Consider the following 21654-nt stretch of genomic DNA (forward strand, 5'->3'; position numbering starts at 1 on the left):
CGTACGGCAAGGCTTGCAGGCTGGCGTGAAAGTCCCTGTGAACTGTCCACATCGGCTGTGGAGCGAACTCCAGACAAGCTGTGGAAAAGCTGTTGCAGGAAGCCTGCAGGCCACGGCTGACGCTGCCTGTATGGTTCTGATCGTTTTTTGCTCATTCACCGGAGTAGCAGACGCCCTGTGGGTGATCGCGGGCTGCAATGCCCACCGTAGGTTGGTGCTGAGCGAAGCGAAGCCCAACATCTGCCGAGCCATGGCACCGTTGGGCTTCGCTTCGCTCAGCACCAACCTACGGCTCGCTCGGCAACGTCCCGCCCGGCGACTTTCCCCAATAACTGTTGAAGCCGCTGTGCGCTGCCTGTCATCAGACTGTGCACAGTTGTCCGCAGGCCACGCGATCCGTGGCCTGTACGGAACTGGTGAATTTTTGCTCCACAGCCTGCGGACTGTCCCCGAAAGCTGTTGAGGAGAATGTGGATAACTTGTTTGCGGAACCCTGTCTGGCAGGAGTGGCAAGGGTTCGCGAGGGCTGATCGAATTTTGTTCGATAATTTGCCCACAGGCCAGGCGCCATGGGCTTTTCAAGCTTCCACCGGAAGGCTCGGAGAATGTCTCAGAACTGTCCCCAATGACTGTGGGCGAAGGTGCCCGCAAGCTGTGGATAATCTGTTCTTACAACTCTGCATGGCAGGGCTGGCGCGGCCTTGGGTGGAGTGGTGAAGTTTTGCTCAGGCCGCCCCGGATGCACTGCCTATACTTCGGAAATCCTGGAAGTGGGAGGTGCACATGTCGAGCTATTCGGTCGAACAGATTCGTACGGTTGCCCTGGTCGGCCACGGCGACAGCGGCAAGACCTTGCTGGCGGAGGCGCTCCTGCATGGCAGCGGCGCGATCACGGTGATGGGGTCCCTGGAGCGCGGCGACACGCTGTGCGACTCCGACCCGATGGAGCGCGACTACCATCACTCGCTGTCCGCCGCGCTGGTGCATTTCCGCCATGCGGATGCGGAAATCCACCTGATCGACACCCCCGGCTACCCCGACTTCATCGGCCACGCCCTGCCGGCGCTGGCGGCGGTGGAGACGGCGGTGGTGGTGGTCAATGCGCAGAACGGTATCGAGCTGACCACCCGCCGGATGATGGCCTGGGCCAGCGAGCGCAAGCTCTGTCGCATGCTGGTGGTGAACAAGATCGACGCCGAGCGCATCGACCTGCCGGGATTGCTCGCCGACCTGCGCGAGGCGTTCGGCAAGGAGGTGCTGCCGATCAACCTGCCGGCCGACGGCGGCAGCAAGGTTGTGGATTGTTTCTTCAATCCGGCCGGCGCGTCGGATTTTTCGTCTGTGGAGGACGCACACCAGGCGCTGGTCGACCAGGTGGTGGAGGTCGACGAGGAGCTGATGGCGCGCTACCTCGAACAGGGGGAAATCCGCCCGGAGGAGTTGCACGAGCCCTTCGAGCGGGCACTGCGCGAAGGGCATCTGATTCCACTGTGCTTCGTCTCTGCGCGTAGCGGCGCCGGGGTCCCCGAGCTGCTGGACGTGCTGGCGCGACTTGCGCCCAATCCCACCGAGGGCAATCCGCCGCTGTTCCATATCACCGACGACAGCGGCAAGACCCGCGATTTCCGCTCGACGCCGGACCCGCAGGCGCATGTGCTGGCGCATGTGTTCAAGGTCACGATCGACCCCTTCGTCGGCCGCATGGCGGTGTTCCGCGTGCACCAGGGCACCATCCGCCGCGAGATGCAGCTGTTCGCCGGGGAAGGGCGCAAGCCGTTCAAGGTCGGCCACCTGTTGCGCATGCAGGGCAAGAAGTACGAGGAAGTGCCGCAGCTGATCCCCGGCGACTTCGGCGCCCTGAGCAAGGTCGAGGAAGTGGAATACGACGTGGTCCTGCACGACTCCCACGACGAGGACCATATCCATCTGAAGCCGCTGGAGTTCCCCACGCCGATGCAGGGCATGGCGATCCAGGCCAGCCGTCGCGGCGACGAACAGCGCCTGGCGGAAGTCCTGCAGCGCCTGCTGGTGGAAGACCCCTGCGTGCGCCTGGACTACAACGGCGCGACCCAGGAAACCGTGCTGCGCGGCATGGGCGAGCTGCACCTGCGCTACCTGCTGGAGCGCCTGACCGGCGGCTACAAGCTGGAAGTGACCACCACGCCACCGAGCATCGCCTACCGCGAAACCGCCACCCGCCCGGCGGAAGGGCACAGCCGGCACAAGAAGCAGACCGGCGGCGCCGGGCAGTTCGGCGAGGTGTTCCTGCGCCTCGAACCGCTGCCGCGCGGAACCGGCTTCGAGTTCGTCGACGCGGTGAAGGGCGGGGTGATTCCCGGCCAGTTCATCCCTTCGGTGGAAAAGGGCGTGCGCTCGGCGCTGGCCGCCGGGACGTTGGCCGGCTTCCCGGTGGAGGATGTGAAGGTCACGGTGTACGACGGCAAGAGCCACTCGGTGGATTCCAAGGACATCGCTTTCCAGAACGCCGGACGCAAGGCCATGCTCGACGCGCTGCACAACGCCGGGGCGATCGTGCTGGAGCCGATCGTCAACATCGAGGTGACCACGCCGGAAGCGAAGATGGGCGACATCACGTCGGACCTCACCACGCGGCGCGGGCAGGTGCTCGGCACCGAATCGATGTCGGCCAGCGTCGCGCTGATCCGCGCCCAGGTGCCGCTGGCGGAGCTGGACGGCTACGCCAACCGGCTGAAGTCGATCACCCAGGGACAGGGCTTCTACAACCTGGAGCCGAGCCATTACGCGGCGGTGCCGCAGGATGTGCAGCAGAAGCTGGCGAGCGGGTACAAGGCGGTGCAGGAGGAGGATTGAGGACTGGCAGGGGGAACCATGACGGTAGGGCGGGTGAAACCCGCCAGATAGACAACGATTTGGCGGGTTTCACCCGCCCTGCGTAACTGAGCTGCCTGTTGCCCTCACCCTAACCCTCTCCCGGAGGGAGAGGGGATGCGTTCATGCCCATGCCGATATGCCCCCTCTCCCTCTGGGAGAGGGCTGGGGTGAGGGTGCCCCGTAATCAATACTCGATCACCACATCCCCTTTCGGCACGCTGCAGCACGACAGGATGTAACCCTCGGCCACGTCCTCGTCGGTGATGCCGCCGTTGTGCTCCATCTCCACCTCGCCGGAGCGCTTCATCACCTTGCAGGTGCCGCAGATGCCCATGCCGCAGGCCTTGGGAATATGCAGGCCGACCTTGGCGGCGGCGGTGTGGACGGTTTCGCCGGGGGCGACGCGCACGCTCTTGCCGGTTTCGCTGAACATCACCTCGTGCAGGTCGCCGGCGCACACCTCGGCGGCCTGCGCTGCGGCTTCCGCCGCCTGGTCCCGCACTTCCTCGCGGATTTCCGGCGGCGTCGGGCCGAAGGCTTCCTCGTGGTAGCGCTCCATGTCGAAGCCCACCGCTTCCAGCAGGCGCTTCACCGCGCTCATGTAGGGCGTCGGGCCGCAGCAGAAGATCTCGCGCTCCATGAAGTCCGGCGCCATCAGGTCGAGCATCTGCTTGCTCAGGTAGCCGCGATAGCCGGACCAGGTCTCGCCGATCTCGTACTTTTCGCAGACCAGGTGCAGCTTGAAGTTCTCGATCCGCGAGGCCATGTGGCGCAGTTCGCGGTGGTAGATGATGTCCTTCGGCGTGCGCGCGCTGTGCACGAAGATCATGTCCACTTCGCCGTTGGTATCGAAGAACCAGCGCGCCATGGACATCACCGGGGTGATGCCGACGCCGCCGGAGAGGTACAGCACCTTGTCCGCCGGGAAGTCGATGGCGTTGAAGCGCCCGACCGGCCCGTGCACCGCCAGCTGGTCGCCTTCCTTGAGATTGTCGTGGATCCAGTTGGAGACCTTGCCGCCCGGCACGCGCTTGATGGTCAGCGAGAAGCTGTAGGGCACCGACGGTGAGCTGGAGATGGTGTAGGAGCGCATGATCGGCTCGCCGTCGATCTCCAGTTCCAGGGTGACGAACTGGCCCGGCTTGAAGAAGAACATCAGCGGCTGGTCGGCTGCAAAGCAGAAGGTGCGCACGTCCCAGGTCTCCTGGATCGCCTTCACGCAGCGCACCAGGTGGCGGCCATTGGTCCAGGTCTGGGTGTTCACGGGGTTCAGGAAGTTGCTGGACATTTTTATTGTCTCCGCGCACGCGGGCCGGTTGCCGGCCTTTTGATCGATTGTGCGCACGACCGCCAGCGCTCATTTACCTGCCTGCGACATCCACATGCTTATCGCGACCTGCCGCGCCCCGTGTGCCCCGGAGCGTCGCCCACGGTTGCCGGCATGTCGCCCGTGGACAAGGCCGTCGCCCGGCACGGCTCCACACTGATCCACAGCCGAACCAGAGAACCGCATAACGACGACGCATTCGGCACGCCACCAAGCCTTGCGTGGCAACCGTATCAGCCACTTTTTCGCCGGCAGCCCCGCGCGGTTGCGGCATGAGGACTTACCGATGGATGTCACTTCTACCCTGAGTCTTGGTGATCCGCTGGAACCGGCCCGCAAGGCCACCGCCGAGATGCTGCGCACCCGCGACCACTCCTTCTCGCTGCCGCAGCCGTTCTACAGCGACGAGCGCCTGTTCCAGATCGACATGCAGGAGATCTTCCGGAAGGAGTGGCTGATCGCCGGCATGACCTGCGAGATCCCCGCCAAGGGCAACTTCCTCACGCTGCAGATCGGCGACAACCCAGTCATCGTCCTGCGCGGCGCCGAAGGCCAGATCCACGCCTTCCACAACGTCTGCCGCCACCGTGGCTCGCGCCTCTGCGTGAGCGACAAGGGCAAGGTCGCCAAGCTGGTCTGCCCGTACCACCAGTGGACCTACGAACTGGACGGCCGCCTGCTTTTCGCCGGCACCGAGATGGGCGCCGACTTCGACATGAAGGACTACAGCCTCAAGCCGGTGAACGTGAAGACCGCCGGCGGCTACATCTTCATCTCGCTGGCCGAGAACCTGCCGGCCATCGACGACTTCCTGCGTACGCTCGAACACTACATGGAGCCGTACGACATGGAGAACGCCAAGGTCGCCGTGCAGACCACCCTGCGCGAAAAGGCCAACTGGAAGCTGGTGCTGGAAAACAACCGCGAGTGCTACCACTGCAACGGTTCGCACCCGGAACTGCTGAAGACCCTGCTGGAATGGGACGACGTCACCGACCCGCGCGCCAGCCAGGCGTTCAAGGACCAGGTCGCCGCCTGCACCGCCGCCTGGGACGCGGAGAAGATCCCCTACGCCCACGCCAGCTTCGGCCTGCGCAACCGTATCGTGCGCATGCCGCTGCTCGACGGCACCGTGTCGATGACCATGGACGGCAAGCAGGGCAGCAAGAAGCTGATGGGCCGCATCAAGAATCCGGACCTCGGCTCCATGCGCATCCTCCACCTGCCGCATTCGTGGAACCACTGCATGGGCGACCACATGATCGTCTTCACCGTGTGGCCGATCAGCGCGCAGGAAACCGTGGTGACCACCAAGTGGCTGGTGCACAAGGACGCGGTGGAAGGCGTCGACTACGATGTGGCGCGCCTGCGCGAGGTGTGGGACGCCACCAACGACCAGGACCGCCGCCTGGCCGAGGAAAACCAGCGCGGCATCAACTCCACCGCCTACCAGCCGGGGCCGTACTCGAAGACCTACGAGTTCGGCGTGATCAACTTCCTCGACTGGTACAGCGAGCGCATGCTGAACAACCTGGGCGAAGAATCCGCCCACGTGCGCAAGGTGGCCGGCGAGTAAGCCCCCAGGCGCCCTCCTTGCGAGGGCGCCTTCCGCTTTCCGAGGGTGCCCGCATGGACAACCTTCTCTTCTACGGCAGCTCCGCCTTCGTCACCGCCCTGGTGGCGTGGAACCTGTTCGCCTGCTGGCGGCGCTGACGACCTTCCCCCTGTGTAGGGCGGGTGAAACCCGCCAAGCCATGCCATCGCCATGAATGGCGGGTTGCACCCGCCCTACGGTATGCCTCAAGCATCGGTCGATCGCGGGCATGGCCCGCTCCTACAACCCATCCTACGAAAAGCCTTTTTCCCCCACCTTGTGCGCCCGCGACGCAAACGCTGTCGCCCATGTCGCCGCCTTGACGCTTTCGGTACGACCCTGGTCGTTTTCGAAGCGGGTCGCCTGTCGCACCGGGGATATTCTGGCTCAAAGCGTCGGCAACAGACCGGCGCGCCTGACAAGCCTTGCCTGACAAGAGGGACGCCCAGATGAGCCCAGCAGAAGTGCACGCCGACAGCATCGTCATCGACGGTCTGATCATCGCCAAGTGGAATCGCGAACTGTTCGAAGACATGCGCAAGGGCGGCCTGACTGCCGCGAACTGCACCGTCTCGGTGTGGGAAGGCTTCCAGGCCACGGTGAACAACATCGTCGCCAGCCAGAAGCTGATCCGCGAGAACGGCGACCTGGTGATCCCGGTGCGCACCACCGCCGACATCCGCAAGGCCAAGGAGCAGGGCAAGACCGGCATCCTCTTCGGCTTCCAGAACGCCCATGCGTTCGAGGACCAGATCGGCTACGTCGAGGTGTTCAAGCAGCTCGGCGTGGGCATCGTGCAGATGTGCTACAACACCCAGAACCTGGTCGGCACCGGCTGCTACGAGCGCGACGGCGGGCTCTCCGGCTTCGGCCGCGAGATCGTCGCCGAGATGAACCGCGTCGGCATCATGTGCGACCTGTCCCACGTCGGCAGCAAGACCTCCGAGGAAGTCATCCTCGAATCGAAGAAGCCGGTCTGCTACTCCCACTGTCTGCCGTCCGGCCTCAAGGAACACCCGCGCAACAAGTCCGACGAGGAACTGAAGTTCATCGCCGACCACGGCGGTTTCGTCGGCGTGACCATGTTCGCGCCGTTCCTGAAGAAGGGCATCGACTCGACCATCGACGACTATGCCGAGGCCATCGAGTACGTGATGAACCTGGTCGGCGAGGACGCCATCGGCATCGGCACCGACTTCACCCAGGGCCACGGCCCCGACTTCTTCGAGTGGCTGACCCACGACAAGGGCTACGCCCGCCGCCTGACCAACTTCGGCAAGATCGTCAACCCGCTGGGCATCCGCACCGTGGGCGAATTCCCCAACCTCACCGAAACCCTGCTCAAGCGCGGCATGCCCGAGCGCGTGGTGCGCAAGGTCATGGGCGAGAACTGGGTGCGCGTGCTCAAGGACGTCTGGGGCGAGTAAGCCGCTTTTCCCCCTCTCCCTCTGGGAGAGGGCCGGGGTGAGGGCTTGCCGCTCTTACGCCATGAATCCCTCACCCTAACCCTCTCCCAGAGGGAGAGGGGACAAATGCAGCCCGCAGTGGGCCCAGAATCACGGAGTCTGAACACCATGGCCAAACACGCACCCGAACTGCCCATCGAAGTCGACAGCGAAACCGGCGTCTGGACCACCGACGCCCTGCCGATGCTCTACGTGCCGCGCCACTTCTTCGTCAACAACCACATCGGGATCGAGGAAGAGATCGGCGCCGAGCGCTATGCGGCGATCCTCTACAAGGCCGGCTACAAGTCCGCCTGGCACTGGTGCGAGAAGGAAGCCGAATGCCACGGCCTGGTCGGCGTCGAGGTGTTCGAGCACTACATGAAGCGCCTGTCCCAGCGCGGCTGGGGCCTGTTCCAGATCGAGCAGATCGACCTCGACAAGGGCACCGCCCAGGTGCGCCTGAAGCACTCCGCGTTCGTCTACGTGTACGGCAAGGTCAACCGCAAGGTCGACTACATGTTCACCGGCTGGTTCGCCGGCGCCATGGACCAGATCCTCGCCGCCCGTGGCAGCAGCATCCGCACCGTGGCCGAGCAGGTCTACAGCGGCGCGGAAGAAGGCCACGACGACGGCCTGTTCATCGTCAAACCCCTCTGAGAGTCGGCGCGGGCCGCGGCCCGCGAACCGCCCCACGACAAAAAAGTGATTCCGTGAGGATGCCGCAATGGCCTTCGAAGCAATGTTCCAGCCGATCCAGATCGGCAAGCTGACCATCCGCAACCGCGTGCTCTCCACCGCACACGCCGAGGTCTACGCCACCGATGGCGGCATGACCACCGAGCGCTACGTGAAGTACTACGAGGAGAAGGCCAAGGGCGGCATCGGCCTGGCCATCTGCGGCGGTTCCTCGGTGGTGGCCATCGACAGCCCGCAGGAGTGGTGGAGCTCGGTGAACCTGTCCACCGACCGCATCATTCCGCACTTCCAGAATCTTGCCGACGCCATGCACAAGCACGGCGCCAAGATCATGATCCAGATTACCCACATGGGCCGCCGCTCGCGCTGGGACGGCTTCAACTGGCCGACCCTGATGTCGCCGTCGGGCATCCGCGAGCCCGTGCACCGCGCCACCTGCAAGACCATCGAGCCGGAAGAGATCTGGCGCGTGATCGGCAACTTCGCCCAGGCCGCCCGCCGCGCGAAGGAAGGCGGACTGGACGGCGTCGAGCTGTCCGCCGTGCACCAGCACATGATCGACCAGTTCTGGAGCCCGCGCGTCAACAAGCGTACCGACGAGTGGGGCGGCACCTTCGAAGGCCGCATGAAGTTCGGCCTGGAAGTGCTGAAGGCCGTGCGCAAGGAAGTCGGCGACGACTTCTGCGTCGGCATGCGCATCTGCGGCGACGAATTCCACCCGGACGGCCTGTCCCACGAGGACATGAAGCAGATCGCCAAGTACTACAGCGACACCGGCATGATCGACTTCATCGGCGTGGTCGGCTCCGGTTGCGACACCCACAACACCCTGGCCAACGTCATCCCGAACATGACCTACCCGCCGGAGCCGTTCCTGCACCTGGCGGCCGGCATCAAGGAAGTGGTCAACGTGCCGGTGCTGCACGCGCAGAACATCAAGGACCCGAACCAGGCCACGCGCATCCTCGAAGGCGGCTACGTGGACATGGTCGGCATGACCCGCGCGCACATCGCCGACCCGCACCTGATCGCCAAGATCAAGATGGGCCAGGTCGACCAGATCAAGCAGTGCGTCGGCGCCAACTACTGCATCGACCGCCAGTACCAGGGTCTCGACGTGCTGTGCATCCAGAACGCCGCGACCTCCCGCGAGTACATGGGCGTGCCGCACATCATCGAGAAATCCACCGGGCCGAAGCGCAAGGTGGTGGTGGTCGGCGGCGGACCGGCCGGCATGGAAGCGGCGCGCGTTGCCGCCGAGCGCGGCCACGACGTCACCCTGTTCGAGAAGAAGGACCAGCTCGGCGGCCAGATCACCACCGCCGCCAAGGCGCCGCAGCGCGACCAGATCGCCGGCATCACCCGCTGGTACCAGCTGGAGATCGCCCGCCTCGGCGTCGACCTGCGCCTGGGCACCGCGGCCGATCCGGACACCATCCGCGACCTGCGCCCGGACATCGTGGTGCTGGCCAACGGCGGCCATCCGTTCCTCGAACAGAACGAACACTGGGGCGCCGCCGAAGGGCTGGTGGTCAGCAGCTGGGACATCCTTGACGGCACGGTCGCGCCGGGCAAGAACGTGCTGGTCTACGACACCATCTGCGAATTCAGCGGCATGTCGGTGGCGGACTTCCTCGCCGACAAGGGCTCCCAGGTGGAGATCGTCACCGACGACATCAAGCCGGGCGTGGCCATCGGCGGCACTACCTTCCCGACCTACTACCGCAGCATGTACCCGAAGGAAGTGATCATGACCGGCGACCTGGCGCTGGAGAAGGTCTACCGCGAAGGCGACAAGCTGGTGGCGGTGCTGGAGAACGAATACACCGGCGCCAAGGAAGAGCGGGTGGTCGACCAGGTCGTCGTGGAAAACGGCGTGCGCCCGGACGAGACGCTGTACTACGCGCTCAAGCAGGGCTCGCGCAACAAGGGCCAGATCGACCTCGAGGCGCTGTTCGCGATCAAGCCGCAGCCGTGCCTCGCCGAGTCGGGCGATGGCTACCTGCTGTTCCGCATCGGCGATTGCGTGGCCCAGCGCAACACCCATGCGGCGATCTACGACGCCCTGCGGCTCTGCAAGGACTTTTAAGAGCGCGCCCCGCAAGGGTTTGAATTGTCCGGCTGGCACGGACGGCCCCCTCTCCCATAGGGAGAGGGGACTGGCCCGCTGTCGCTTGAGGTCCCGTAGGGAGACCAGAAATGCTCAACACCATCCTTCCCATCCTGCTCTTCGCTGCCCTCGGCCTTGCCGTGCTGGGCGCCGTGAAGCGCTTCCTCATGTGGCGTCGCGGCCGGCCCTCGAAGGTCGACTGGATCGGCGGCCTCATGAAGATGCCGCGCCGCTATCTGGTGGACCTGCACCATGTGGTCGAGCGCGACAAGTACATGTCCAGGACCCACGTGGCGACCGCCGGCGGCTTCGTCCTCGCCGCCGTGCTGGCCATCGTCGTGCACGGCTTCGGCCTGCACAGCCGGATTCTCGGCTTCGCCCTGCTGGCGGCCACCGTGCTGATGTTCGTCGGCGCGCTGTTCGTCGCCAAACGCCGTCTCGACCCGCCGTCGCGGCTGTCGAAAGGCCCGTGGATGCGTCTGCCGAAAAGCCTGCTGATGTTCGCGGTGAGCTTCTTCATCGCCACATTGCCGGTCGCCGGGATTCTTCCGGAAGGCTTCGGCGGCTGGTTCCTCGCGGCGGTCCTCGCGGTCGGCGTGGCCTGGGGCGTGTCCGAGCTGTTCTTCGGCATGACCTGGGGCGGCCCGATGAAGCACGCCTTCGCCGGTGCCCTGCACCTGGCCTGGCACCGCCGCGCCGAGCGTTTCGGCGGCGGCCGCTCCACCGGCCTCAAGGCGCTGGACCTGAACGATCCGCTGGCGCCACTGGGCGTGGAAAAGCCCACCGATTTCACCTGGAACCAGTTGCTCGGCTTCGACGCCTGCGTGCAGTGCGGCAAGTGCGAGGCCATGTGCCCGGCCTTCGCCGCCGGCCAGCCGCTCAACCCGAAGAAGCTGATCCAGGACATGGTCATCGGCCTGGCCGGTGGCAACGACGCCAAGTTCGCCGGTTCTCCCTATCCGGGCAAACCGCTCGGCGAGCACAGCGGCGGTCCGCACCAGCCGATCGTCTCGCTGGAAGGCAAGGCGCTGGTGGATGCCGAGACCCTCTGGTCCTGCACCACCTGCCGCGCCTGCGTCGAGGAATGTCCGATGATGATCGAGCACGTCGACGCCATCGTCGACATGCGCCGCCACCTCACCCTGGAGAAGGGGGCGACCCCGAACAAGGGCGCCGAGGTGCTGGAAAACCTGATCGCCACCGACAACCCCGGCGGCTTCGCCCCCGGCGGCCGGCTGAACTGGGCAGCGGACCTGAACCTGCCGCTGATGAGCGAGCAGAAGCAGGCCGACGTGCTGTTCTGGGTCGGCGACGGCGCCTTCGACATGCGCAACCAGCGCACCCTGCGCGCCTTCGTCAAGGTCATGCGCGCGGCCAATGTCGACTTCGCCGTGCTCGGCCTGGAAGAGCGCGACAGCGGCGACGTGGCCCGTCGCCTGGGCGACGAGGCTACCTTCCAGCAACTGGCCAAGCGCAATATCGCGAGCATGGCGCAGTACCGCTTCAAGAAGATCGTCAGCTGCGACCCGCACAGCTTCCACGTGCTGAAGAACGAGTACGGCGCGCTGGGCGGCAACTACGAGGTGCAGCACCACAGCACCTTCATCAACGAACTGGTCGAAGCCGGCGCGCTGGCGCTCGGGCAGCACAAGGGCGGCAGCGTGACCTACCACGACCCCTGCTACCTGGGCCGCTACAACGGCGAGTACGAGGCCCCGCGCAACGTGCTCAAGGCCATCGGCATCGAGGTGAAGGAAATGCAACGCTCCGGCTTCCGCTCGCGCTGCTGCGGCGGTGGCGGCGGCGCGCCGATCACCGACATCCCCGGCAAGCAGCGGATTCCGGACATGCGCATGGTCGACATCAAGGAGACCGGCGCGGAACTGGTGGCGGTCGGCTGCCCGCAGTGCACCGCGATGCTCGAAGGCGTGGTCGCCCCGCGCCCGGAGATCAAGGACATCGCCGAACTGGTCGCCGACGTGCTGCTCGAAAACGCGGATGCCCCGTCAAAAAAGCCCGCATCGACCAAGCGTGAAGTGGCGGAGGTGCATTGATGAAACACCGGACTCCCGTAGGGCGGGTGCAACCCGCCATCGCCGGAATTGGCGGGTTGCACCCGCCCTACATCGCACCTCGGACAACCCCCTCTCCCTGGGGAGAGGGCTGGGGTGAGGGGACAATCGCCCGCACGGAGACCCAAGCATGAGCGACATCATCCGCCGCGACCCGCGCGCCGAGTGGATCGCCCGCAACCGCCTACACCCGCTGCACCAGGCCATGCAGGCCGCGCAGGGCGGCGAAACCCGCTGGATGGGCCCGAACGGCGTCGTCCGCAAGAACCCCCACGCGGTCGGCTTCATCGGGCCGAATGGAGTCAAACGGATCGACCGCTCCGGCAGCCAGCAGGGCACCGTCGGCAAGCGCTCCAGCGCGCCGGAAGTGGTGCAGCTGCCGCTGCATGTGGTCGAGCAACCGGCCTTCGTCATCGCCGTGGTGCCGGACATGGTGGGCGGCCGCCTCTCCAGCCACGACCGCGACCTGCTCGGCCTGGCCCGCAAGCTGGCCGGCAGCGACGGCGCAGTCCTGGCGGTCGTATTCGGCGAGCACAAGGAAACCGCCTTCGACACCGCCGGCGTCGACCGCCTGCTGCTGATCGACGGCAGCGAATACGAAGGCTATGCACCGGAGCAGCGCGTGCTCGCCCTGCGCGCGGTGGAAGGCCAGTTCACCCCGCGCCACTGGCTGCTGCCCGACAGCCGCACCGGTGGCGGCGAACTCGGCCGCCGGCTGGCCGCCAGCCTTGGCGAGCGCCCGGCGACCCGCGTCTGGCAGGCCGAGGGCGAACGCTGCACCGGCCGTGCCGGCGCCGGCCAGCAGGACATCCAGCGCCCGCTGCCGCGCCTGATCCTGGCTGCCGCCGAGTGCGCCGAGCCGGTCAGCGAGACCCGCCACGAAGCACGCAGCGTCGGACTGGACGGCAGCGTCGCGCGCAACCTGCCACGCATCGAGGACCTCGGCCCGGTGGCCGTGGACCCGGCGCAGATTCCCATGGCCGAGGCGGAGTTCATCCTTTCCGGCGGCAACGGCGTGAAGGACTGGAATCTGTTCCACAGCGCCGCCGTCGCCCTCGGCGCCACCGAAGGCGCCTCCCGCGTGGCGGTGGACGACGGTCATATGCCGCGTAACCGTCAGGTCGGCGCGACCGGCACCTGGGTCACCGCGCGGGTCTATCTCGCCGTGGGCATCTCCGGCGCCATCCAGCACCTGCAGGGCATCGGCGCCTGCGACAAGGTGGTGGCGGTGAACATGGACCCGGGCTGCGACATGATCAAACGCGCCGACCTCTCGGTTATCGGCGACTCGTCGGCAATCCTCCAGGCGCTGATCCGCCTGGCCGAGGAATACCGCAATGGAGCAGCCCGCGATGCAGCCTGACTTCTCACGTTTGGTTGGCTCCATGCCTTCCGGCCGGCACGAAAACCCCCTCTCCCTCTGGGAGAGGGCAGGGGTGAGGGAAACGACGATCCATTCGTTCCGAGGCAACAGACATGACTGACCTGAACATCGTCGCCCTGGTCTCCATCGGCGCCCACCCGGCCTCCGGCCGCGCCCGCCGCGCCGAGCAGGACGCCCGCGCCGTCGAGCTCGGCCTGCGCCTGGCTGGCAAGCGCCTGCAGGTGCTGCACGCCGGCAACCCGCAGGAAGAGGCGCTGCGCAGCTACCTCGGCATGGGCCTCGACGAACTCGCCGTACTGGAACAACCGGCCGGCGCCGACGCACTGCCGGCGCTCACCGAATACCTCGGCCGCACCGACGCGCAACTGGTGCTCACCGGCAGCCAGGCGGAAACCGGCGAAGGCTCCGGCATGCTGCCGTTCCTTCTCGCTGAGCGACTGGGCTGGCCGCTGGTGGTCGGCCTCGCCGAAGTGGAGAAGGTCGAGAACGGCAGCGCCCAGGTCCTCCAGGCCCTGCCGCGCGGCCAGCGTCGCCGGCTCAAGGTACGCCTGCCGTTCCTCGCCAGTGTCGACAACGCCGCGCCGGTCGCCCGCCAGAGCGCCTTCGGTCCGGCCCGCCGCGGCTTCATCGAGGCCCATGAGGTGGAGATCGTCGAGGACGCGCTGCTCGCCGAAAGCACCCTGCAACCGGCGCGCCCACGGCCGAAGCGGCTCAAGGTGATCAAGGCGAAGACCGGCGCGGAACGCATGAAAGCCGCCACCGCCAAGGCCTCCGGCGGCACCGGCCAGGTGCTCAAGGACCTTTCGGCGGAAGCTGGCGCCGAAGCCATCTTCAAGCTGCTGCGGGAAGAGGGTGTGATTCGCTAGGTGAGTCCCGGCGTAGGGCGGGTGCAACCCGCCACCCTGGTGGTGCCGCCGTGGCGGGTTTCACCCGCCCTACAGGTCAGCCTGATTCTTGGCGCAAGTCCTACAGAAAGCGCGAAAATTCCTTCATAAGCCATTGAATTGACAGCATACACCTTGTCCGGAAAGCCCCGGTTTTTCTGGCCGTAGAGGGCGCTTTTCTTTATCCTCCGCAGCGAATTCAACGGCTCCGGAGACGATCATGCTCGACGCCACCCTCGAACAACTGGAACAACTGATCGGCGAACTGCTGCAGCAGAACAAGCAGCTGAGCGCCGCCAATGGCGAACTGCTGCAGCAACTGCAAGCCGCCCGCGAAGAGAACGACAACCTGCAGCTGTCCATGCTGGAGCAGGAAGAGAAGCACGGCGCCACCGCCGCGCGCCTGCAGGCCCTGATCCGCCGCGTAAGCGACAGCCGCGTCGAGGCATGAGCGGCGACGGCGTTCGCGTGCTGCGCATCCTCGGCCGCGAATACAGCATCAAGGCACCCGCCGGCGAGGAGCGCATGCTGCAGGACGCGGCCGCGCTGCTGCAGGCGGAGCTCGCCGCCAGCAAGAAGAAATTCCCCTATGTCACCAGCAATGAGCTGATGGTGCTTTCGGCGCTCAATCTGTGTGCGCGGCAAATCGATGGGCGCAGCGACCAGCACGAGCATCTGGATGGGATCGAGGAACGCCTCGCTGTCCTTAACGAGCGCATCCGCGAGCACCTCGACGCGTAACGCCGCGCTCTTGCTCTTGGTAGGAGCCAGCTTGCTGGCGATCATCCGTGCTCGCCGGCAACTCCGCGCCTGCATGACGCTCGGATCGCCAGCAAGCTGGCTCCTACAGGTGATGGCGTAGGGTGGACAACGCTCTGCTTGTCCACCGCATTGTGGTGGAATCAGGCGTCGAGCCCCTCGCTCCAGATTTCCACACTCATCGTCTCGCTGCGCCCCGGCGCGATGTTCAGCACGTCGTCCCACACCCGCGCCGTCTCGATGCAGAGCATCCGCTGCCAGGCGTCGTCGGGGAATTGCGAGAGGCGGGCGGACTTGTCGATCCACGGGTTCCACACCACCGCCGAGCGCGAATGGCTGGCCTGGATGTGGATGGCGCGCTGCCATTGCGGATCGTGGATCACCAGCGGCTTGTCGAGGCCGAGGTAGATGCGGTCGGTCTCGCCAGTGAAGCGCACCACTCCGTGCTGCTGGCGTTCTTCCCAGTTCTCCAGGGTCTCGATGTAGCGTGCGCCCTGCAGGCCGTCGACGGTCACTTCGCGGCTGTCGCTGACGGCGAAGTAGGTGTGCAGCGCCTGGCTGATCGCCAGCGGTTTGTCGCCGTGGTTGTGGGTGGTCAGTTCCAGCTTCAGGTGTTCGCCGAAACGCATCGCCAGGCTCACCTCGGCGGCGTGCGGCCAACCGGGCAGGCCGTGGGGCGCGTTGAGGCGGAAATGCACGGTGAGTTCGCCCAGTTCGTCGGCGATGTCTTCCAGTTCCCAGTCGACGCCGCGTACCAGGCCGTGCGCCGGTCCGCTCTCGCCCTCGACCATGCCGCGCACTTCCACCGGGTTCATCGAGATGTTGCCGAACCACGGCCAGCACACCGGCACACCGCCGCGCACCGACTGGCCGTGCTTGTACTCGGCGCTCTCGCTCAGCCACACGAGCGGCTGCTGCTCGTGCGGCTGGTAGCTGAGCAGTTGCGCGCCCTGCTGCGCGATCAGGGCCTCGCCATGGGCGGTATGGATGCGCCAGCAGGGCAGTTCGTCGATCTGCACCTGTTCGACGCGCGGGGTCTGGAATTCGGTGCTCATGGCGGTCTCCACAACAGCATGGGGAAACCCTAAGTATCACCGATCTTTGGCGAGGGGGCAGGGAAAAGGCGGAGGTGTCGCTTTACCGGTAGGGTGGAAAACCGCGAAGCGTTTTCCACCAGGGCGGCATGTCGAAGCAAAAGGTGGACAAGCTTCGCGTTGTCCACCCTACGTTCTGCGTCGCTCGGTCCGGGTTATGAGCGCAAATCCTCCAACCGCCGCTTCTGCCTCCCCTCCCCATCGAAGTTCTCCGCGCTCAACCACCCCTCGAACGCCCGCTGCCGCACCGGCCATTCGCTGTCGAGGATGGAGAACCAGGCGCTGTCGCGGTTGCGGTCCTTGACCACCATGTGCTGGCGGAACGTGCCTTCGTAGGTGAAGCCGAGGCGTTCGGCGGCGCGCATGGAGCGGGCGTTGAGCGAATTGCACTTCCACTCCAGGCGCCGGTAGCCGAGATCGAATGCGCGCTTCGCCAGCAGGTAGACCGCCTCGGTGGAGCCCGGCGAGCGCTGCATCACCCGGCCGAAGGCAATATGACCGATCTCGATGCAGCCGTCCTTCGGCACGATGCGCAGGAAGCTCAGCAGGCCGACGCAGCGCTGCGAGGTCTTGCCGATCACCGCGTAGAACTGCGGATCGGCGCTCGCCGCATTGCCGGCGATCCAGGCATCGAACGCCGCGCGCTCGGGGAAGGGACCATAGGGCAGGTAATCCCATAGCACCGGATCGGAGTCCGGACCTTGCAGCGCCAGCCACAGATCGTCGCCGTGACGGCTGGTGTCGAGGGGTTCGAGGTTCACGTAGCGGCCCGGCAGGGATTCGCGAGCAGGTGCGGCGACGGGCTGCCAGTGCAGCGCGGCTTGTTCGGACATGGCGGGTCTCCCGGTCACAGCAGCTTGCGGTACTGGACGAAGCCGGAACGCTGGGCGATGCGCTCGTAGAGCAGCATGGCGGTGGCGTTGGTCTCGTGGGTCAGCCAGTGCACACGCGAGGCGCCCTGCGCGCTGGCCTGGGCGTAGACGTACTCGATCAGCTTGCGGCCCACGCCGCCGCCGCGCAGGCCCTTGGCGACGAACAGGTCCTGCAGGTAGCAGTAGTCGCCGACGGTCCAGGTGGAGCGGTGGAAGATCCAGTGCACCATGCCGACGGCCTGGCCATCCTGCCAGGCGAGGGCGGCGTGCATCGGCTCGGCCGGGTCGAGGAAGCGCTGCCAGGTCACGGCGCTGGTCTCCTCGTTGATCTCGGTGTTGTAGAAGCGCTGGTAACCCTGCCAGAGCTGCAGCCAGGCGGCGTGGTCGTCGGCGGTGACGGGGCGGATTTCGATATCGGCGGACATGGAAGCACCTCGATGGCGTGATTCCACAGCCTAGCCCGGCCTCCGCAACCGTTGAAGGTACAGTTGTGGATAAACACTTGGATTCACAGCCGCGCCGCTACCTGTCCTGCTTCTCCCGCCGCACCCAATACATCTGCTTGTGCCCGCGCGCCTGGTATTCCCGCGCCAGCGCCTCGGCCTCTTCCCGAGTCAGACCCCGTTGCATGACGAACTCGTTGCCGTTGTCGTCCAGGCGCAGCAGGCACCAGTCGCGCGGCTCGTTCATGGAGCATTCCTCGTGGCGCGTTCGTCAGAAACCATAGCCCGTGACGACCGGTCGCCTTGCATTTAATTAAACGTATATTTAAATAGTCCTCATGAAACAGGACAAACCCGGCAAATCCGCGCCACGCGCGCCCGGCCGTCCCCTGGCGGACGCCGGCGACCTGCGCCAGCGCCTGCTCGATGCCGCCGTCGACAGCTTCGCCCATCGCGGCATCCACGCCACCAGCCTGCGCGCCATCGCCCAGCAGTGCGGGGTGACGCCGGCGCTGGTGAATTACTACTTCGGCAACAAGGAACGGCTGGTCGATGCGGTGGTGGAGGAGCGCCTGCTGCCGCTGATGCAGGGCATGGGCGAGCGCCTGCAGCAGGCCGGCGACGATCCGCACCAGCTGGTCGCCGCCTTCGTCCGCGGGATGAGCGCGAACATCCGCCAGAACCCCTGGCTGCCGCCGCTGTGGGTGCGCGAGATCCTCTGCGAGGGCGGCGTGCTGCGCGACCTGCTGCCCACCCGCTTCGCGCCGATGGTGCCGCAACTGCTGGCCCGGCGTTTCGCCGAGGCGCAGGGGCGGGGCGTGCTGAATCCCGGTGTCGATCCGCGCCTGCTGGTGGTGTCGCTGATCGGCCTGACCCTGCTGCCCTACGCCTCGGCGCCACTCTGGCGGAACATCTTCAACGCCCCGGAGATCGACGACGAGGCGCTGATACGCCACACCCTCACGCTGCTGGCCCAGGGCCTGGAGGTTGCCGATGCGCGCTGATCGTTGCCTGTTATTCGGACTGCTGCTGGCGCTCGCCGGCTGCGGTGGCAACGGCGATCCGGAACTGCTCGGCACCCTGGAGTGGGACCGCGTCGGCATCCCCGCCGAATCCTCGGAAACCATCCTGCGCTGGGATGTCGCCGAGGGAGACACCGTCAAGGCCGGGCAATTGCTGCTGGAACTCGACCCGCGCCGGCTGGATGCCCAGGTCGCCCAGGCGCGTGGCCAGGTGGCCCAGGCCCAGGCGCGCTTCGACGAGATGAGCAATGGCGCGCGCAGCGAGGAAATCGACGCCGCCCGCGCCACCCTGGCCCGGGCTCGCGCCGCGCAGACCGATGCCGAGCGCAACTTCCCGCGTATCGAACAGATGTACAAGCGCGGCATGGTCGCCATCGCCGAGCTGGACCGCATCCGCGCCACCCGCGACCAGGCGCGCAACGAGAGCAGGAATGCCGAGGCGCGCCTGCGCGAGCTGACCAACGGCACCCGCCCGGAACAGATCGAACAGGCCCGCGCGGCCCTCGAAGCGGCGCAGGGCAACCTCGCCCATCTGGAAGTCACCCGCCAGCACCTCAGCGTGCGCGCGCCGCGCGACGGGGTGGTCGATTCGCTGCCGTTCAAACCGGGCGACCAGCCGCCGGAAGGCGCCGAGGTGGTCAGCCTGCTGGTCGGCGATGTGCCCTATGCGCGGCTGTTCATCCCCGCCTCGATCCGCGCCCAGGTGGAGGTCGGCAGCCGTGTGCGGATTCATGTCGAAGGTGTCGAGCAGCCCTTCGAGGCGAAGCTGCGCAGCATCCGCAGCGAATCCAGCTTCACGCCGTACTTCGCCCTCACCGGCGATGACGCCAGCCGCCTGGTCTACCGCGCCGAGGCCGTGCTGGAAGGCGAGGGCGCGCGCCGCCTGCCCGCCGGTCTCCCGCTGAGCGCCGAGCGCATCGACGATGAACGGCAATGACCCGGTCATCCACGCCACGGGGCTGACCAAGCGTTTCGGCCAGCTCACCGCGGTCGACCATCTCGACCTGCGCGTCGATCGCGCCGAAGTGTTCGGCTTCCTCGGCCCCAACGGCTGCGGCAAGTCCACCACCATCCGCATGCTCTGCGGCCTGCTGCTGCCCAGCGAAGGCGAGATCGAGGTGCTCGGCTACCGTATCCCGAAGGACGCCGAGGCGCTGAAGCGGCGCATCGGCTACATGACGCAGAAGTTTTCGCTGTACGAGGACCTCACCGTTGGCGAGAACCTCGATTTCCTCGCCAGCGTGCAGGGCCTGAAACGCGGCGCGGCACGCCAGCGTATCGACGAACTGCTCGAACGCTACTGGCTCAGCGACCGCCGCGAGCAACTGGCGGGGACCCTGAGCGGCGGGCAAAAACAGCGCCTGGCGCTGGCCGGCGCGGTGCTGCACAAGCCCGACCTGCTGCTGCTCGACGAGCCGACCAGCGCGGTCGATCCGCAGTCGCGCCGGGAATTCTGGGATTCTCTGTTCGAACTGGCCGACGCCGGCACCACGCTGCTGGTCTCCACCCACTACATGGACGAGGCCGAACGCTGCACGCGCCTGGGCATCCTCGACGCCGGCCGGCTGGTCGCCGACGGCAGCCCGCGTGAGCTGATGGACGCCTTGCCCGGCCGCCCACTGCTGGTGGAATGCGACCAGCCGCGACTGGCGCAGAAGGCGCTGCAAGGCCAGCCGGAAGTGGTCGCCATGGCGCAGATCGGCGCCTCGCTGCGGGTGCTCAGCGACGATCCCAATGCGGTCGAGGATATCGCCCGTCGATTGCATCAGCAGGGCATTGAGGCACGGGTGGAAAGCGCCGATCCCAACCTGGAAGACGTGTTCGTCAGCGTCACCCGCCCGGCGCGCAGGGAGGCCGAATGAACCTGCGGCGGATGCTCGCCATCGTGGTCAAGGAACTGCGCCAGCTGCGCCGCGACCGTCTGACCTTCGCCATGATCGCCGGCACTCCGATCATGCAGCTGGTGCTGTTCGGCTACGCCATCAATCTCGACGTGCGCGGCCTCGACGCGGCGGTGCTGGACCAGGCCAACACCGCGCGCTCCCGCGAGGCGGTGCAGGAAATCGCTTCCAGCCAGGTGATCCAGCTGCGCTACCGGCTGTCCACGCCGCAGCAGGTCGACGAGATGCTGCGCGAAGGCCGCATCAGCAGCGCGCTGGTGGTGCCGCCGGACTACGATGCACGCCTCGAACGCAAGGACCCGGATCGCCCGCCGCTGCAACTGGTGGTGGATGGCTCCGACCAGACCGTGCAGGCCGCCGCCCGCCAGCTGTCCAGCTACCCGCTGCCGGGCTGGGAGCGGCCCAGCGGGGTGTCGGTGGTCAACCTGTACAACCCCGAGCGCCTGGCGCCGCTGAACACCGTGCCGGGGCTGGTCGGGGTGATCCTGACCATGACCATGGTGCTGTTCACCGCCATCGCCCTGGTCCGCGAACGCGAGCGCGGCAACATGGAAATGCTCATCACCACGCCGGTGTCGCCGTGGGAGCTGACCATCGGCAAGGTGCTGCCCTTCGTCGGCATCGGCCTGATCCAGGTGACGGTGATCCTGCTGGTCGGCCGCCTGCTGTTCGAGGTGCCGGTGCGCGGCTCGCTGCTGGAGCTGTACGTCGCCTCGCTGGTGTTCATCTTCGCCAGCCTGACCCTCGGGATATTCCTTTCCACCTTCGCCGACAGCCAGTTCCAGGCGATGCAGATGGCCTTCTTCACCTTCCTGCCGCAGGTGCTGCTGTCCGGCTTCATGTTCCCCTTCGCCGGCATGCCGAAGGTGGCGCAGTGGATCGCCGAGGCGCTGCCGCTCACCCATTTCCTCAGGCTGGCGCGGGGGATCATGCTGCGCAACGCCGGTCTGCTGGAGATGTGGCCGGAGCTGGCGGCGCTGGGGGTGTTCAGCGTGTTGATGATGGGCATCGCGGTGACAAGGGTGCACAAGCGGTTGGATTGAGGTGCTCGCTATTCCCGCGCTTCGACGGAAACCTTGGCGTTGTGACTCCCTCACCCCAACCCTCTCCCAGAGGGAGAGGGGGCGCAACGGTGTTGGGTTGCATGTCGTGCCAGCCGGCGGCTACGAACGGTTCCCTCTCCCTTGAGGGAGAG

At 66.4% G+C, this 21654-nt stretch carries 19 protein-coding genes; 14 read left to right on the forward strand and 5 right to left on the reverse strand.

All coding sequences use genetic code 11. The features are described from left to right. Window positions 1–783 precede the first annotated feature (783 nt). Complete coding sequence (gene fusA / locus JFY56_RS12575; RefSeq protein WP_208314090.1) at window positions 784–2832, forward strand: elongation factor G; 2049 nt, start codon at window positions 784–786, stop codon at window positions 2830–2832. A 205-nt stretch (window positions 2833–3037) separates the two neighbouring features. On the opposite strand, the gene gbcB is transcribed toward fusA, so the two are convergent. Further along, entirely contained in the window at window positions 3038–4141 is a 1104-nt protein-coding gene (gene gbcB / locus JFY56_RS12580) for a glycine-betaine demethylase subunit GbcB (RefSeq protein WP_208314091.1), read from the reverse strand. Window positions 4142–4466: 325 nt separating this feature from the next. Here gbcB and gbcA point away from each other — a divergent pair, with 325 nt between their 5' ends. From gbcA to JFY56_RS12625, 9 genes are all read left to right on the forward strand, one after another. Continuing rightward, a complete protein-coding gene (gene gbcA / locus JFY56_RS12585; RefSeq protein ID WP_208314092.1) occupies window positions 4467–5756 on the forward strand; it encodes a glycine-betaine demethylase subunit GbcA in 1290 nt (429 codons plus the stop codon). Window positions 5757–6223: 467 nt separating this feature from the next. Then, window positions 6224–7201 carry a dipeptidase gene (locus JFY56_RS12590; protein WP_208314093.1) on the forward strand — a complete coding sequence of 326 codons (978 nt, stop codon included), beginning with the start codon at window positions 6224–6226 and terminating at the stop codon, window positions 7199–7201. Between the two features lie 147 nt (window positions 7202–7348). After that, window positions 7349–7879 carry a DUF5943 domain-containing protein gene (locus tag JFY56_RS12595; protein ID WP_208314094.1) on the forward strand — a complete coding sequence of 177 codons (531 nt, stop codon included), beginning with the start codon at window positions 7349–7351 and terminating at the stop codon, window positions 7877–7879. Window positions 7880–7946: 67 nt separating this feature from the next. After that, window positions 7947–10007 (forward strand): dimethylglycine demethylation protein DgcA, encoded by a 2061-nt coding sequence (gene dgcA / locus JFY56_RS12600; protein ID WP_208314095.1) that lies wholly within the window; start codon window positions 7947–7949, stop codon window positions 10005–10007. A gap of 110 nt (window positions 10008–10117) precedes the next feature. Next, window positions 10118–12082: a dimethylglycine demethylation protein DgcB gene (gene dgcB, locus JFY56_RS12605; protein WP_208314096.1), complete on the forward strand. Its 1965-nt coding sequence runs from the start codon at window positions 10118–10120 to the stop codon at window positions 12080–12082. A gap of 148 nt (window positions 12083–12230) precedes the next feature. After that, window positions 12231–13463, forward strand: a complete 1233-nt coding sequence (gene etfA / locus JFY56_RS12610; protein WP_208314097.1) for an electron transfer flavoprotein subunit alpha — start codon at window positions 12231–12233, stop codon at window positions 13461–13463. 113 nt (window positions 13464–13576) lie between these two features. Next, window positions 13577–14350, forward strand: a complete 774-nt coding sequence (gene etfB / locus JFY56_RS12615) for an electron transfer flavoprotein subunit beta (RefSeq protein WP_208314098.1) — start codon at window positions 13577–13579, stop codon at window positions 14348–14350. Between the two features lie 238 nt (window positions 14351–14588). Then, on the forward strand, window positions 14589–14819 hold the full coding sequence (locus tag JFY56_RS12620; RefSeq protein ID WP_208314099.1) for a hypothetical protein: 231 nt from the start codon (window positions 14589–14591) through the stop codon (window positions 14817–14819). Further along, window positions 14816–15109 (forward strand): cell division protein ZapA, encoded by a 294-nt coding sequence (locus JFY56_RS12625; protein WP_208314100.1) that lies wholly within the window; start codon window positions 14816–14818, stop codon window positions 15107–15109. The genes JFY56_RS12620 and JFY56_RS12625 overlap by 4 nt, the downstream gene beginning before the upstream one ends. Window positions 15110–15270: 161 nt before the next feature. Here the strand turns inward: JFY56_RS12625 and JFY56_RS12630 are convergent, their stop codons facing one another. From JFY56_RS12630 to JFY56_RS12645, 4 genes are all read right to left on the reverse strand, one after another. After that, window positions 15271–16182, reverse strand: coding sequence for a D-hexose-6-phosphate mutarotase (locus JFY56_RS12630; RefSeq protein ID WP_208314101.1), 912 nt, complete (start codon window positions 16180–16182; stop codon window positions 15271–15273). Between the two features lie 194 nt (window positions 16183–16376). Then, the gene (locus JFY56_RS12635; RefSeq protein ID WP_208314102.1) at window positions 16377–17054 is read right to left on the reverse strand and encodes a GNAT family N-acetyltransferase; all 678 of its coding nucleotides are present in this window, start codon (window positions 17052–17054) and stop codon (window positions 16377–16379) included. A gap of 14 nt (window positions 17055–17068) precedes the next feature. Then, window positions 17069–17518 carry a GNAT family N-acetyltransferase gene (locus JFY56_RS12640; RefSeq protein WP_208314103.1) on the reverse strand — a complete coding sequence of 150 codons (450 nt, stop codon included), beginning with the start codon at window positions 17516–17518 and terminating at the stop codon, window positions 17069–17071. 97 nt (window positions 17519–17615) lie between these two features. Beyond that, complete coding sequence (locus tag JFY56_RS12645; protein ID WP_208314104.1) at window positions 17616–17783, reverse strand: hypothetical protein; 168 nt, start codon at window positions 17781–17783, stop codon at window positions 17616–17618. A 91-nt stretch (window positions 17784–17874) separates the two neighbouring features. Between JFY56_RS12645 and JFY56_RS12650 the strand changes: the two genes are divergently transcribed. From JFY56_RS12650 to JFY56_RS12665, 4 genes are read left to right on the forward strand one after another with little or no spacing between them, the layout of a single operon-like run. Next, entirely contained in the window at window positions 17875–18540 is a 666-nt protein-coding gene (locus tag JFY56_RS12650; RefSeq protein WP_208314105.1) for a TetR/AcrR family transcriptional regulator, read from the forward strand. Further along, complete coding sequence (locus JFY56_RS12655) at window positions 18530–19495, forward strand: HlyD family secretion protein (protein WP_208314106.1); 966 nt, start codon at window positions 18530–18532, stop codon at window positions 19493–19495. Before JFY56_RS12650 ends, JFY56_RS12655 begins: the two co-directional genes overlap by 11 nt. Continuing rightward, window positions 19482–20420 carry an ABC transporter ATP-binding protein gene (locus tag JFY56_RS12660; protein WP_208314107.1) on the forward strand — a complete coding sequence of 313 codons (939 nt, stop codon included), beginning with the start codon at window positions 19482–19484 and terminating at the stop codon, window positions 20418–20420. The genes JFY56_RS12655 and JFY56_RS12660 overlap by 14 nt, the downstream gene beginning before the upstream one ends. Continuing rightward, entirely contained in the window at window positions 20417–21502 is a 1086-nt protein-coding gene (locus JFY56_RS12665) for an ABC transporter permease (RefSeq protein WP_208314108.1), read from the forward strand. The genes JFY56_RS12660 and JFY56_RS12665 overlap by 4 nt, the downstream gene beginning before the upstream one ends. The last annotated feature ends 152 nt before the right edge of the window (window positions 21503–21654 follow it).

Source organism: Pseudomonas schmalbachii (assembly GCF_017589465.1).
Lineage (GTDB): Bacteria > Pseudomonadota > Gammaproteobacteria > Pseudomonadales > Pseudomonadaceae > Pseudomonas > Pseudomonas schmalbachii.